The organism is Nocardiopsis oceanisediminis (assembly GCF_048595525.1).
Taxonomy (GTDB): domain Bacteria; phylum Actinomycetota; class Actinomycetes; order Streptosporangiales; family Streptosporangiaceae; genus Nocardiopsis_A; species Nocardiopsis_A oceanisediminis.
The window spans coordinates 2605769-2619769 of the sequence record NZ_JAFMZJ010000001.1 but is presented as its reverse complement, the minus strand read 5'-3'; the positions used below and the strand labels follow the sequence as shown (position 1 = coordinate 2619769).

At 73.5% G+C, this 14001-nt stretch carries 13 protein-coding genes; 6 read left to right on the top strand and 7 right to left on the bottom strand.

The features are described 5' to 3' along the window. Positions 1–11 precede the first annotated feature (11 nt). The 5 genes from J0910_RS11675 to J0910_RS11655 form a co-directional block, all read right to left on the bottom strand. On the bottom strand, positions 12–1160 hold the full coding sequence (locus J0910_RS11675) for a glycosyltransferase family 4 protein (RefSeq protein WP_420158525.1): 1149 nt from the start codon (positions 1158–1160) through the stop codon (positions 12–14). Between the two features lie 140 nt (positions 1161–1300). Next, positions 1301–2356, bottom strand: a complete 1056-nt coding sequence (locus tag J0910_RS11670; protein WP_420158524.1) for a C40 family peptidase — start codon at positions 2354–2356, stop codon at positions 1301–1303. A 404-nt stretch (positions 2357–2760) separates the two neighbouring features. Further along, complete coding sequence (locus J0910_RS11665) at positions 2761–3759, bottom strand: C40 family peptidase (protein WP_420158523.1); 999 nt, start codon at positions 3757–3759, stop codon at positions 2761–2763. 553 nt (positions 3760–4312) lie between these two features. Continuing rightward, positions 4313–5677, bottom strand: a complete 1365-nt coding sequence (locus J0910_RS11660) for an NYN domain-containing protein (protein ID WP_420158522.1) — start codon at positions 5675–5677, stop codon at positions 4313–4315. Continuing rightward, the gene (locus J0910_RS11655) at positions 5677–5931 is read right to left on the bottom strand and encodes a hypothetical protein (RefSeq protein ID WP_420158521.1); all 255 of its coding nucleotides are present in this window, start codon (positions 5929–5931) and stop codon (positions 5677–5679) included. The genes J0910_RS11660 and J0910_RS11655 overlap by 1 nt, the downstream gene beginning before the upstream one ends. Positions 5932–6083: 152 nt before the next feature. Between J0910_RS11655 and J0910_RS11650 the strand changes: the two genes are divergently transcribed. From J0910_RS11650 to J0910_RS11640, 3 genes are all read left to right on the top strand, one after another. Then, positions 6084–7847 carry a DEDD exonuclease domain-containing protein gene (locus J0910_RS11650; protein WP_420158520.1) on the top strand — a complete coding sequence of 588 codons (1764 nt, stop codon included), beginning with the start codon at positions 6084–6086 and terminating at the stop codon, positions 7845–7847. Between the two features lie 24 nt (positions 7848–7871). After that, positions 7872–8627 (top strand): rhomboid family intramembrane serine protease, encoded by a 756-nt coding sequence (locus J0910_RS11645; RefSeq protein ID WP_420158519.1) that lies wholly within the window; start codon positions 7872–7874, stop codon positions 8625–8627. Between the two features lie 105 nt (positions 8628–8732). Next, positions 8733–9008: an Lrp/AsnC ligand binding domain-containing protein gene (locus tag J0910_RS11640; RefSeq protein ID WP_017591087.1), complete on the top strand. Its 276-nt coding sequence runs from the start codon at positions 8733–8735 to the stop codon at positions 9006–9008. 130 nt (positions 9009–9138) lie between these two features. Here the strand turns inward: J0910_RS11640 and trpD are convergent, their stop codons facing one another. Then, positions 9139–10203: an anthranilate phosphoribosyltransferase gene (gene trpD / locus J0910_RS11635; protein ID WP_420158518.1), complete on the bottom strand. Its 1065-nt coding sequence runs from the start codon at positions 10201–10203 to the stop codon at positions 9139–9141. 318 nt (positions 10204–10521) lie between these two features. Continuing rightward, the gene (locus tag J0910_RS11630; RefSeq protein WP_420158517.1) at positions 10522–10992 is read right to left on the bottom strand and encodes a DNA-binding transcriptional response regulator; all 471 of its coding nucleotides are present in this window, start codon (positions 10990–10992) and stop codon (positions 10522–10524) included. A 333-nt stretch (positions 10993–11325) separates the two neighbouring features. Here J0910_RS11630 and ctaE point away from each other — a divergent pair, with 333 nt between their 5' ends. The 3 genes from ctaE to qcrA are packed head-to-tail and all read left to right on the top strand — an operon-like array spanning position 11326 to position 13998. Next, positions 11326–11952 carry an aa3-type cytochrome oxidase subunit III gene (gene ctaE, locus J0910_RS11625; protein ID WP_169558442.1) on the top strand — a complete coding sequence of 209 codons (627 nt, stop codon included), beginning with the start codon at positions 11326–11328 and terminating at the stop codon, positions 11950–11952. Between the two features lie 17 nt (positions 11953–11969). Further along, positions 11970–12884 carry a cytochrome bc1 complex diheme cytochrome c subunit gene (qcrC, locus tag J0910_RS11620; RefSeq protein WP_420158516.1) on the top strand — a complete coding sequence of 305 codons (915 nt, stop codon included), beginning with the start codon at positions 11970–11972 and terminating at the stop codon, positions 12882–12884. Then, the gene (qcrA, locus tag J0910_RS11615; protein WP_420158515.1) at positions 12877–13998 is read left to right on the top strand and encodes a cytochrome bc1 complex Rieske iron-sulfur subunit; all 1122 of its coding nucleotides are present in this window, start codon (positions 12877–12879) and stop codon (positions 13996–13998) included. Before qcrC ends, qcrA begins: the two co-directional genes overlap by 8 nt. Positions 13999–14001 lie beyond the last annotated feature (3 nt).

The window sequence follows — 14001 nt, the reverse complement described above, 5'->3', positions numbered from 1 at the left end:
CTCCGGGAGGCTCAGGGCCCGAGCAGCTCGCCGAGGCGGTCCGCGGTCCGGTCCCAGCTCCACTCCCGCCGGACCCACTCGCGGCCCCGCGCCCCCATCCGGGCGGCGGCCTCCGGGTCGCTCAGGAGGCGGATCAGGGCCCGCGCGGCGGGTCCGGGGAGGGTGCCGTCGACGACCAGGCCGGTCTCGCCGTCCAGCACCGCGTCGGGGGCGCCGCCGGAGTCGCCGGCGACCACCGGGAGGCCGGCCGCCGAGGCCTCCAGGAAGACGATGCCCAGCCCTTCGACGTCCAGGCCGCCGTTGCGGGTGCGGCAGGGCATCGCGAAGACGTCCCCCGCGTCGTAGTGGGCGGGCAGCTCCTCCGCCGGGACGTCGCCGGTGAAGACCACCGACCCGGCCACGCGCCTCTCCCGTGCCAGCGACTCCAGCCGGGCCCGGTCCGGGCCGCCGCCGACCACCAGCAGCACCGCGTCGGGCACGTCGGCCAGCACCCGGGGCCAGGCCCGCACCAGGGTGTCCTGCCCCTTCCGCCGGACCAGGCGGGAGACGCAGACCGCGACCGGCCGCCCGGCGATCCCGTGCCGCTCGCGGACCTCCTCGCCGCCGGCCCCGGGGCGGAAGCGCCCGGTGTCGACGCCGGGGGCGAGCCGGCGCATCCGGGCGGCCGCCGCCGGGGAGAGCGCGCGCCCGATCCTGGCCCCGGTGTAGTCCCCCAGGTAGGTGAGGACGTCCACCGAGTCGCCGACCCGGCGCAGCGCCGAGCGCGCCCCCGGCAGCAGCGCCCAGCCGGCCTCGTGGCCGTGGGTCAGCGCGACCGAGCGGCGCACCCCGGCCCGGCGCAGGGCGCCGCCCATCAGGCCGAGCGGAGCGGCCGCGCCGAACAGCGCGGTGTCGCAGCCCTCCAGGCGGGCGATCCGGCACGCCCTGTCCACCACCCGCGGCACCGGGAGCAGCGCGGGCGTCCGCTCCCGCACCACCGGGAACGGCTGGGCCAGGTCGAACGCCTCGACCTCGCCGCGCGGCACCCGGCGCCCGCCCGGCTCCGAGCAGTAGACGACGACCGACTCCGGCGGCCGGCGCACCGCCAGCTCATGGACGAACGCCTGGATCCCGCCGGTCTGCGGGGGGAAGTCGTTGGTGACGATGAGAGTGCGCGACATCCGGCCGAGTCTAGGACCTCGCCGGGGGCGGCGCGCGGCGAACCGGCGGCCGGGCACGGAGAAGCCGCGGCGCACCCGGGACAGGGCCGGATGCGCCGCGGCGGGGGGCGGTGCGCCCGCTCAGGTCGGGCGCCCCGGGGTCAGGGGCGGATGGCGCCGGTGAACTGCCCGCTCCAGTAGGGGGACATCTGCACCTCCGCGACCGGCTTGGACGGGTTGGAGGCGTGCACCATCTTGCCGTCGCCGACGTACAGCCCGACGTGGGACGGTCCGCTGTAGAAGAAGACCAGGTCGCCCGGCTGCAGGTTGTCGTAGGAGACCGAGGTCCCGGCGTTGATCTGGTCGTAGGTGGTGCGGGGCAGGCTCACCCCGGCCTCGCGCCAGGCCGCCTGGACCAGGCTGGAGCAGTCCCACACGTCGGGGCCGTTGGCGCCGAGGCTGTAGGAGTCGCCGATCTGGGCGTAGGCGAAGTCGATCGCGGTCCTGGCGTTCCCGCTGGCCGAGCCGTTGTAGGAGGCGCCGCCGGTGGAGCCGCCTCCCGACGAGGAGGAGCCTCCGCCCGAGGAGCCGCCGTCGACGCCCTCGGTGGCCTCGGCGCGCTCGTCCTCGGTGAGGCCGTCCAGGATCTCCTCCTGCTCGGCGATCTTCTCCTCGGCGTCGCTCTTGGCCTCCTTGGACTCCTTCAGCTTCTCCTTGGCCTCGTCAGCCGTGTCGTCGGCCTCGGCCTCGAGCTTGTCGAGCTTATCCTTCTCCTCGGTGTAGTTGCCCAGCTTGTCCTGCTGGCTCTGGGAGAGGTAGCCGAGGTCGGAGGCCTGCGCCAGGGCGTCCTCCGGACCGGAGGAGGAGGCCAGGAAGGGGACGGAGCCGTAGTCGGAGCCGGAGTAGGCCGCGGTGGCCAGCTCGCGCACGCCCGACTGCATGTCCTCGAGCTTCTCCTGGACCTTCTTCCGCTCGTCGCGGATGTCGGACAGCTTGCTCTTGGCCGCGTCGTGGTCCTCCTTGGCCTGGTTGTAGGCCTCCGCGAGTCCCGCGTACTCCTCCTGGAGCTTCTCGATCCTGCTGCGGACGTCGTCCGCGGACGGGTCGGCGAACGCCGTCCCGGTGACGGCGGTAGAAGCCAGCAGGGCGCCGGCGGCGATGAAGCCGACGGTCGCGAAGGTGCGGCGGTGCGCGCCGCGCTCGCGTCGTTGGTCCACGGTGGTGGCCCACCTTTCTCCCGTGGTCCGCCTACCGGAAGGACATGAGGGGCGCCCGTCAGGGCGCCATGCCTTTGGGCGAAGGAGCGCTGGGACGCGCGCGCCGGGGGGCGCGGCCTGGTGCCGCTGCGGTGCAGGGGCGGCGCGCGTGCGGTCCTCCGGTCTCCTGGCCGCGGCGGGGGCCTGCGCGGCGGAGTACGGCGGGTGCGGATCGCAGCCGCCCCGATGGCGGCGAGAGGAACGATCCGGTTCGGCGCGCAACACTAGCCGATCCTCGACCCACTCTCAACCATTTCGTTACCTTAGCGCCCGATTTATGACCTGACCGAAACCCGGAAAAAGGCCGCGCCGCCCGCCTCCGCACTGAGCGGAGGTCGGGCGGCGCACCGCCGATATGGCGCTCGCTACACTCGCACGCCGTACATGAACTGGCCGTCCCAGTAGCCGGCCAGCGGCACGACCTCGATGTTCTTGCCGGTGCGCGGGGCGTGCACCATCTGGCCGTCGCCGAGGTAGAGGCCGTCGTGGCCCAGCCCGCTGAAGAACAGGATGTCGCCGGGCTGCAGCGCGTCGCGGCCCACCCGGGTGCCCGCCTCGGCCTGGCCGTAGGTGGTGCGGGGCAGGCTCACGCCGGCCGCGCCCCAGGAGCGCATGACCAGGCCGGAGCAGTCGTAGCCGTCCGGGCCGGCGGCGCCGTACACGTACGGCTTGCCGACCTGGCTGAGGGCGAAGTCCAGGGCGGTGCGGGCGTTGCCCGAGGCGCCGGCGGCCGAGCCGCCGGAGGACTCCCCCTCGGGGGAGGCGTCGGCGTCGGGGAACTGGGAGAGGAGTTCCTCCTGGTCGGAGATCTTCTCCTCGACCTCCTCCTTCTTCTCCTCGGCCGCCTCCTTCTCGTCCTTGGCCTTCTCCAGCGCCTCGTCGGCCTCGTCCTTGAGCTTGAACAGCCGCTCGGAGGAGTCGGTGAACTCGTCCAGCTTGGCCTGCTGGTCCTCGGAGAGCTTGCTGACGTCCGCGGACTGGTCGAGGAGGTCGGAGGGGTCGTCGACGCTCAGCACGACCGCGGTGGAGTCCAGGTCGCGGCCCTGGTAGGCGGCGCTGGCGAACTCCGAGACCTGGTCCTGGAGCTCCTCGTAGCGCTCCTTCTCGTCGCCGACCTCTTCGTCGAGCTCGTCGGCCTTGGCCTTGGCGGCCTTGTAGTCCTCGTTGGCCTGGTTGTACTCGTCGACGACCTTGCCGGCCTGCTCGTTGAGTTCGTCCAGCTTCTCCTGGACGTCCTCCTTGCTCTGCTCCGGCTCGGCGTTGGCCACGCCGGCACCGGTGGACGCGATCAGGCTGCCGGCCGCCACGACCCCGAGGCCGGTCGCTACCCGGCGGGCCGTGCGCCGACCACCGTTGTTCGCCATGGCGGTCCACGCTCCTTGCTGGTCGATCCCCGCTTGATGGGGACTGGGGACGGGGGGACGGGGTCAGTGCTGCGGATCGGCGCACTCGGACCGGGGAGCGGGGACCGCGGTCGCGAAGAGTCGCTCGGGCATCCGTTCGACACGGCAGCACGACCGCGCGCTCCCGCTGGGGTTCATCGGGGAGCCCCGCGCCTGCCGGCGGCGGACCCGGAAGTGTCGACCCTGCCGGGGCCCGCCTCCTGCACTGGGGTGCGCGGGGCGGTCAAGCTCCTGGGAAAAACTAGCGGACCCTCCCAGCAGGCTCAACCACAACAACGAAGCGGTAACGGGAGGCGCCCCCGCAACAGGGGCGTTCTCCCTGCCCAGTCGGCTGATCCCGCCCCGGCAGGGCCTGCATTACAGATGGGTCACACAGATCACAGATGGGCCACACCGCGTACACGGGCGGCCCCGTGACGCTATCAGGAAGCGCGGCGGGCCGGCGACGCCCGGGGGGCGAACGGCCCCGGCCGGGCCCCGGCCCCGCGCGCCCGGCCGCCCCGCGGGCGCCGGCTCAGACCCGGGCCAGCCGCTGCAGCAGCAGCTCGGAGGGGACCGCGCGGGCCCCCTCGGCGCGCACCGCGGCGATGATCTCCTTGTCCGCGGTGACCACGGCCAGCGGGCGGCCCGGCGGCTCGGCGCGCACCAGCCGCACGATCAGCTCGTCGGCGGTCTCCCCCGGCGCGCTGAACAGCACCCGGGTCCGCCGTCCCTGCACCGCCGGGGCGTCCACGTCGGCGCCGTCGAACACGCAGGTGATCTCGGCCTTGCTCCGCCCCGCGAGCCCGTCCAGCGCGTTCAGCAGCCGGGTGCGCTGGTCGGCCAGGGGCAGCGTGGGGTAGCCGGCCTTGGTCACGTTGTAGCCGTCGACCAGCAGGTGCACCCGGGGCAGCGCGAGCAGCCGGTCGACCAGGGCCGGATCGTCCCCGGGCAGCCCCAGGTCTCCGACGCCCCGGCCGGCGCCGGAGCGGGCCCGGTCCTCGGCGACCAGCTCCGCGGGGGTCTCGATGGAGGTGGGCAGGGCGAGCTCCCGGCGCAGCCCGTGGGCCGACTCCACCAGCACGTCCAGCAGCACTCTCAGCCGGGCGTCGTCGGAGCTGCGCTCGGCCCGCACCGCCCGCCGGGCCGCCTCGACCTGGGCCTCCGCGGCCGCCAGCCGGCCGCGCAGCCGGCGGTTCTCCGCCTCCGCCGAACCGAGCCGGACCGAGGCCGATTCGGACAGGCCGCGCGCCTGCTCCTCGGCCTGCTCGGCCCGGTGCTGGGCCTCCTTGGCCCGCTTCCGCTCGCCGTGCACCCGGCGGCGCAGGTCGGCGACCTCGCTGCGGTACTCGCGCAGCTCGCCGCGGAGCCGGTTGAGCTCCTTGCGGTGCTCGGCGCGCTCCTCCTCCAGCCGGGCCCGCAGCCCGGCCAGCGCCTCGGCCGCCTCGTCCGCCTCCTTGGCCGTCTCCTGCCGCTCCAGCTCGCCGTGGACCCGGCCGACGACCTCCTCCCAGCCCTCGGGGCGCAGCAGGTAGGCGGCGGCCGCCACCACCACCGGGTCGGCCGCGGGCGGCAGCACCCCGCGGCGGAGCCCCTCGGCCAGCTCCGGCCAGACCTGCTCGACGCGCTCGGCGACCAGCCCGCGGAAGGCGCCGTCGGTCTCCAGCTGCGCGGCGATCTGCGGGCCGGCCAGCCGGGCCCGGCGGCGCGGCTCGAACCGGGCGACGCGGCGCAGCGCGGCGGGGACCTCGGCGGCGGGCAGGCCGCCGAGCACGTCCGAGCCGTACTCGATGATCCGGGTGCGCACCGGTTCCGGCAGCGGCCGGTCCGCGCCGCCGCCCGGCGGGTCCGGCCGCGCGCCCCGCTCCTCCCCCGGGTTCCCCCCGCCCTGCGAGCCCATCAGGCCCCCGCGCCGCTTTCCGCGGAGTCCGGGCGCCGCACGGACTCCACCGCGTCCACCGCGCCGCACCAGCGGCAGCGGACCTGCTCGATCCGCTCCTCCAGCACCTCGCGCTCCTCCACCCGGCTCTCCCCGGAGAGCTCGAAGTGGAGGTAGTCGCGCGAGCGCACGGTGCGCACCACGTCGAAGCGGGTGAGGTTGCCGCACTGGGCGCAGCGCCAGCGCCGGTCGCCGGTCGGGGCCTCGATGCTCACTTCGCGTCCTCCTTCTCCCTCGACCCTAGGTCCCGGGCACGCGGAGGCCGCCGGCCGACACGGGCGGCTCCCCCGAATCCCGTCCCATCCGGTCCGGTAGGAAATATGGTTCCGGCCATCTTTCCACGTCCGGGGGCGGTCGCGTTTACGCTGTGCGGGTGAACGACGGAACGGGTCGGCGCGCCGCGGAGGCGGAACCGGTCCAGATCTCCCTGGACGAGATGGGCACACCGCTCTCCGACGGGACCTTCGTCGTGGTCGACCTGGAGACCACCGGCGGCCGCTCCGGGGCCGCGGCGATCACCGAGATCGGGGCGGTCAAGGTGCGCGGCGGAGAGGTCCTCGGCGAGTTCTCCTCGCTGGTGAACCCGGGGATGCCGATCCCGCCCAGCATCACCCTGCTCACCGGCATCACCCAGGCGATGACGGCCACCGCGCCGCCGATCGGCGCGGTGCTCCCCGACTTCCTGGCGTTCGCCGGGCTGGACCGGGACGCGCCGGAGAACGTGCTGGTGGCGCATAACGCCCCGTTCGACATCGGCTTCCTCAAGGCCGCCTGCGCGGCCCAGGGCCGCCGCTGGCCCTCCCCCAGGGTCGCCGACACCCTTCCGCTGGCCCGCCGGCTGCTCAACCGGGAGGAGGTCCGCGACCACAAGCTGGGCACGCTGGCCCGGTTCTTCGGCGTCGCCGACCGGCCCTCGCACCGCGCCCTGCAGGACGCGCGGGCCACCGTCGGCGTGCTGCACGACCTGTTCGAGCGGCTCGGCCCGATCGGCGTGCACAGCGTCGAGGAGCTGCTCACCTTCCGCACCGCGCCCACCCCGGCGCAGCGCGGCAAGCGGCACCTGGCCGACGGGGTGCCCGACGCGCCCGGCGTCTACCTGTTCACCGACGCCCGCGGCGAGACGCTCTACGTCGGCAAGAGCAAGCGGCTCCGCCGCCGGGTGCGCTCCTACTTCACCGCGGCCGAGACCCGCGGCCGGGTCCGGGAGATGATCGGCCTGGTCGAGGCGGTCACCCCGATCGTCTGCGCCACCGGCCTGGAGGCCGAGGTCCGGGAGATCCGGCTGATCTCGGAGCGCAAGCCGCCCTACAACCGGCGGTCCCGCAACGCCGAGCGGGCCGTCTGGCTCACCCTCACCTCCGACGCCCACCCCCGGCTGTCCCGGGTCGCCCGGGTCCGCGACGACGGCTCCCCCTACCTCGGCCCGTTCCCCTCGGTGCACCAGGCCGAGCTCGCCCGGGAGGCGATCCTGGAGGCGTTCCCGCTGCGCAGGTGCACGCACCGGTTCTCCCCGGCCCGCCCGGTCCCCGCCTGCGTCCTGGCCGACCTGGGCCGGTGCGGCGCCCCCTGCGAGGGGCGGGAGTCGCCCGAGGAGTACGCGGTGCACGCCCGGGCCGCCGCCGCGGCGATGACCGGCGACCCGTCCCCGGTGGTCGACGCGGTGCGCGCCGCCATCGGAGCGCTCGCCGCCCGGCAGCGCTACGAGGAGGCCGCCGTCCGCCGCGACCGTCTCACCGCCTTCCTGCGCGGCGCCGCCCGGGCGCAGCGGCTCGGCGCGCTCTCGGCGATCCCGCAGCTGGTGGCGGCCTGCCCGGCGGAGGCGGAGCCGGGCGCCTGGGAGGTGCACGCGGTGCGGCACGGGCGGCTCGCCGGCGGCGCCGTGATGCCGCGCGGCGCCGACCCGCACGCCTTCGTCGCCGCGCTGACCGCCGCGGCCGAGACCGTCCCGCCCGGCCCCGGGCCCGCCCCGCGCGCCACCGCCGCCGAGATGGAATGCGTGCTGCAGTGGCTGGACCGGCCCGGGGTGCGCCTGGTCGAGCTGGACCACCCGTGGACATGCCCGGCGGACGGGGCGGAGCGCCACCGCGACCTGACAGACTGGGCCCGCGCCCCGATGGCCGACGACTTCTGACCGAGCTGAACGGACCAGGCACCCATGGCAGGCATCCCGCTGAGCGACGACTACCCGGTGCGCCGGATCCCGGTCGCCACCTACCTGCTGATCGCCGGCAACGTGCTCATCTACCTGCTCTCCCCGATGTCGCTCATCGCGGTCTGGTACGGCGGCGACCTGCCCGCCCGGCTCTGCTCCGTCGAGCTGTACATCCACCGGTGGGGGGCGATCCCGGTGGAGCTGCTGGGCGGCGGGCAGGTCGCCCCGCCCTCGGAGTGCCCCGGCGGCGACTACGCCAAGGCGCCGTGGATCTCGGCGTTCACCTCGATGTTCCTGCACGGCGGGGTGGCCCACCTGCTCGGCAACATGGTGTACCTGTTCGTGTTCGGCCCGGTGGTGGAGGACCGCCTGGGCCGGCTCCGCTACCTGGCGCTCTACCTGGTCTGCGGGCTCGTCTCGGTCTACGCCCACGCGCTGACCGACCCTGCGGGGCAGTCGCCGCTGGTCGGCGCCTCCGGGGCGATCTCCGCGGTGCTCGGCGCCTACCTGGTGGTCCAGTTCCGCAGCAGGGTGATCACCCTGGTGCTGGTCTTCCCGGTCCGGCTGCCCGGCTGGGCTCTCGTGGGCACCTACTTCGTGCTCCAATATGTTCTCTACATCGGCATGCCGTCCGCACCCGGCGGAGACAGCGTCGCCTACGCCGCGCACGTCTACGGGTTCATCGCCGGCGTCCTCGGCGGCCTGCTGATCCACCGCGTCCGCTGGCGCTCCGGAACGCGCCTGTCCGACATGTACTGACCCGCGTGCGGCCCGGCCGCGCACGGGCGCTCCGGCGGGCGGGCGCGCGGACCCGCGCCCGGCCGCCGCTTCCGATCCGCACCCGAGCACCCCAGGAGGGCAACAGTGATCACCGCGATCGTCATGATCAAGGCGGACGTCGACCGGATCCCCGAGGTCGCCGAGGAGATCGCCGAGGTCGAGGGGGTCAGCGAGGTCTACTCGGTCACCGGCGACGTGGACCTGATCGCCCTGGTCCGCGTGCGGCGCCACGACGAGCTCGCCGAGGTGATCCCCGGCCGGGTGAACAAGATCCCGGGGGTGCGCTCCTCCGACACCCACATCGCGTTCGACGCCTACTCCCAGCACGACCTGGAGGCCGCCTTCTCGCTCGGCATCTAGCCCTGATTCCGATGATCTCGACGTTGCGGGCCCGTCAGAGCGCTCTGATGGGCCCGCAATGTCGAGATCATCGCCGCGGGGAACGGCGAGGGCCCCGCTCCGGAACGCCGGAGCGGGGCCTTCTCCCGTCCTAGCCGCGCTTGGCGTGCTCCTGGCTGACCCCGACCCAGCGGTCCAGCAGGGTCTCGGCGCGGCCGTCGTCGACCGCCGCCGCGGCCCGGGCCACGCCCTGCTCCAGCATCTCGGCGAGGGAGCCGGGCAGCTCCTCCACCGCGGCGATGGCCGCGCCCGCGTTGAGCAGCACCGCGTCGCGCACCGGGCCGCGCTCCCCGCGCACCAGGTCGCGGACGACCCGCGCGTTGACCTCGACGTCGCCGCCGCGCAGGTCCTCCGGGAGCGCGCGGGGGATGCCCAGGTCGCGCGGGTCCAGGCGCTCGGCGCGCACCTCTCCGCCGCGGGCGATCCACACCGAGGAGGTGGTCGTGGTGGTGAGCTCGTCCAGCCCGTCGTCGCCCCGGAACACCAGGGCGGACACGCCCCGCCGGGCGAACACCCCGGCGACCGTGGCGCACATGCCCTGGTCGAACACGCCGACCGCGGCGGCGCGGGGGGCGGCCGGGTTGGTCAGCGGGCCGAGGAAGTTGAAGACGGTGGGCACCGCCAGCTCGCGCCGGGTCCGGGCGGCGTGGCGCAGCGCCGGGTGGAACAGCGGGGCGAAGCAGAAGGTGATGCCGGCCTCCTCGGCGACCCGCGCGGTCGCCTCGGGGGGCAGGTCGATCACCACGCCCAGCCGCTCCAGCACGTCGGCGGTGCCGCAGGAGGAGGAGGCCGCGCGGTTGCCGTGCTTGACCACCTTGGCCCCGGCCGCCGCGGCGACGATCGCCGCCATGGTGGAGACGTTGACGGTGTGCGCCTGGTCGCCGCCGGTGCCGACGATGTCCACGGTGCGGCCGGGGACCTCGATCCGCACCGCGTTGTCCAGCATGCCCTCGGCCAGGCCGACCACCTCGTCGACGCCGGCGCCCTTGGCGCGCAGCGCCACGGCGAAGCCGGCGATCTGCACGTCGCTGGCGGCTCCGGACATGATCTCGTTCATCGCCCAGCCGGTGTCGGCGGAGCTCAGCGACTCCCCGCCGAGCAGGGCGTTGATCAGCGCGGACCAGGTCCGCCGGGTGCTGTTCGCGGTTGTGTTCACGATGCTCTCACGCTCTGTGCTCGCTGCTCCTCGGCCGCCCCGGGCCGGCCGGCTTCAGGGCCCGCAGGGCCCACCGGCCGCGCCGGCGGGGCGCCGCTCCCGTCTGGTCGTCAGCGCCGTGCGGACGGCGTACCGGTGCGCCATCGCCATCGGGCGAGGTCCGCGCCGCGGTGCCGGGCACCGCTGGAGCAGGAGGGGAAGCGGAGGGGCGAACCGCCGTGTCCGGGCACGGCGGGGGCGTATCGGTGCATCGGAGATCGGAGTCCGTTCCGTGGATCTGCGGATCGGGCCCCGGCGCGCCGGGGCCCGGCCACGAGCCTACCGGCGGCCCTGCGCCGCCGCGAGCCCGGCGGACCGGCCGCGCATCAGCTCGGCCAGCGACTCGGCCAGGGCGACCGGGTCGATCGGGTGGCTGACCACCTTGTCCGCCCGCGACCAGGTGGCGAGCCACCCGTCGTCGCGCCGGCCGATGAGCAGCAGCACCGGGGGGCAGCGGTAGATCTCGTCCTTGGCCTGGCGGCACAGGCCCATGCCGCCGGTGGGGGCGGCCTCGCCGTCGAAGACGCACACGTCGACGCCGCCGTCGTCGAGCCGCTTGAGCGCCGCCGCCGCGGTGGCGCACTCGACGAACTCGACCTGGGGCACGTCCGCCGCCGGGCGCCGGCCGACGGCGAGGCGGACCTGCTCGCGCGTATCGGCCTTGTCGCTGTAGACGAGCACCCGCATCGCGGGGCCCTGCGCGGCGGCCGCGCCGTCCGCTGGAGTGGAGGAGCTGGCGGCGTTACCCATATCGGACCGTCCCTCACTTGTCGCGTGGCGGTTCTTCGCCACACCGCGGTTGTGACCGAGCCTATTGCCTTGAGACCTTCGACACGACAGGATGCCACCGTCCGTGCGATCCGGGCCACGCCGGGAGCGCCCGCGAAAGCCCCTCCGTGACACAGATGAGACCACCGGAGGCCGCGAACCCGCCCGAACCGGGCTTCCGCCCCCGTTTCGGGGCCGCGGGACATAACGGGGGCATCACGGTCCGGCGGCGGGCCGCGCCGCAGTTCAGCGCCGAACCCGCGCCTTACGGGGGGTCGTGCACCAACCCCCGCCAGATGCCGCAATAATGCAGGCGTGGCGACAGCAACCGCGAACCAAGAAACAGCACCGACACCAGTACATGGTGCGGCCAAGCGTCCTGACCTGGTGAGCGTTGGCACCATCGTGTGGTTGGCCAACGAACTCATGTTCTTCGCAGCGCTGTTCGCGATGTACTACACCATCCGATCGGTGACCAAGGGCAACCCGGACCTCGGCGAGTGGCCAGCCGCTCACCTGAACGTGCCGTGGGCCCTGACCATCACCGTCATCCTGGTGGCCTCCAGCTTCACCGCTCAGTTCGGCGTCTGGGCCGCTGAGCGCGGTGATGTCCGGAAGCTCCGCAAGTGGTTCTTCATCTCGTTCCTCATGGGCCTCGTCTTCGTTCTGGGGCAGGCCTACGAGTACTACGAGCTCATCGCGCACGAGGGCCTGACTCTGCAGTCCAGCGCCTACGGCTCGATGTTCTACCTGACCACCGGCTTCCACGGCCTCCACGTCATCGGCGGTCTGATCGCGTTCCTGATCATGCTCGGACGTACGTACGCCGCGAAGCGCTTCACCCACCAGCAGGCCACGAGCGCCATCGTTGTGTCCTACTACTGGCACTTCGTCGACGTGGTCTGGGTCGCTCTGTTCGCAACCATCTACTTCATCCAGTAACCCGAAACGGGGAAACCGTGAAATGGATTACCGCGCGGCGACGGCATCCCCTTGCGGGGTACGTCGTCGTCCTACTCGCGCTCGCCGTGTTCGGCGTCGGGTACGCCGCCCTGGCCCCCAACGCCGAACGGGCTGAAGCACAGGTCCTCGCCGCCCAGAGCAGCGGCCCCGAAGAGGGGGCCGTCGACATCTCCGAGGGCAGGGACATCTGGAACCGCAGCTGCGCGAGCTGCCACGGCGAGACCGGCGGGGGGTCGGGCAACGCTCCCGACATCACCACCTCCGGCGGCGCCGCGATCGACTTCCAGGTGAGCACCGGCCGCATGCCGTCGAGCGACCCCGACTCGCAGATGCCCCGGAAGTACCCCGCGTTCTCCCGCTCCGAGATCGACAACCTGATCGCGTTCTACAATCAGGAGATCGGCAAGGGCCCCGCGGTCCCGACGGACGTCCCCGGCGACGCCCCGCTCCGCGAGGACTTCGAGAGCGAAGAGGCCTACGAGAAGGCCTCCGAGGAGTACCAGGCGGAGTACGACGCCTACATCGCCGGCGCCGACGACGTCGAGGCCGGCATGAAGCTCTACCTCGCCAACTGCGCGCACTGCCACTCGTGGTCGGGCGCCGGCGGCGGTCTGACCGGGGGCCACTGGGCCCCGGAGCTCACCGACGCCACGCCGCGCCAGATCTACGAGGCCATGGTCACCGGCCCGGGCCAGATGCCCGTGTTCAACGACCTGGCGATCAACCCCGATGACAAGCAGGAGCTGATCGCCTACGTGAAGGACCTCCAGGCCGAGCCGGACGCCGGCGGCGTCTTCGCCCTGAACCGGGTGGGCCAGGTCGCCGAGGGCCTGATCGGCTGGACGGTCGGTCTGACCCTGATCATCGCGTGCGCGATCTGGATCACCGCGAAGCAGCGAGCCCATGACTGATAACAACGACACCAACGCCTCCGGAGCCTCCGGCGGCCCCGACGACCGCGTCATCGGGACCCCCGCCTCCGCCGAGGGCGAGACGATCGTCTCCGGCGCGGAGGAGCCCCGCCGCGAGCACGCGGGGCCCTATCCCGCGGAGGAGACGCACAAGCACAGCGAGGAGGAGCAGCGGCGCGCGGAGAAGACCGCCGCCGTCTGGTTCCTCATCGCCTTCCTGGCCGGTATCGGCTTCTTCGTCGCCTACTTCGCGTGGGGGCCGAACGCCGAGGGCGAGCAGGCCATCGCCGACCCGCAGATCGCGCAGTACTCGAACATGGCGCTGGGCGGCACGCTCGCCCTGTCGCTGTTCGGCATCGGCGCCGGCATGACGGTGTGGGCGCGGCGGATCATGCCGCACTACGAGGTCTCCTCGCCCTACGACGAGCTCCCCTCCTCCCCGGAGGAGAAGGGCTCGTTCAGCGAGTTCTTCATGAAGAGCGCCGACGAGAGCGGCTTCACCAAGCGGCCGCTGCTCCGGCGGACGCTGCTGCTCTCCATGGTGCCGCTGGGCCTGGCCCCGATCGTGCTGCTCCGCGACACCGGCCCGCTCCCCGGCGACAAGCTGAAGAAGACGCTGTGGGAAGACGGCACCCGGATGGTCGTCGAAGGGACCAACCAGCTGATCAAGGCGTCCGACCTCGCCGAGGACGGCTCCATGGTCACGGCGTTCCCGGAGTACCCGCACAACGAGGAGCACCCGCACGGCCTCAGCCTGAACGACCAGGCCAAGACCGTCATCATGCTGATCAAGATCCCCGAGGGCGACTTCAAGCCCGGGATGAGCGAGCAGCAGATGAACTGGACCCACGACGGGATCGTCGCGTACTCCAAGATCTGCACGCACGTGGGCTGCCCTGCGGCCCTGTACGAGCGGGGCTCGCACCGTATCCTGTGCCCGTGCCACCAGTCGACGTTCGACGCCACCGACGGCGCGAAGGTCGTCTTCGGCCCGGCGCACCGGCCGCTGCCGCAGCTGCCCATCAGCGTCGACGACGAGGGGTACCTCATCGCCAAGGGCGACTTCTCCAGTGCGGTCGGCCCCACGTTCTGGGACGCGGAGAAGGGGGACTAGGCG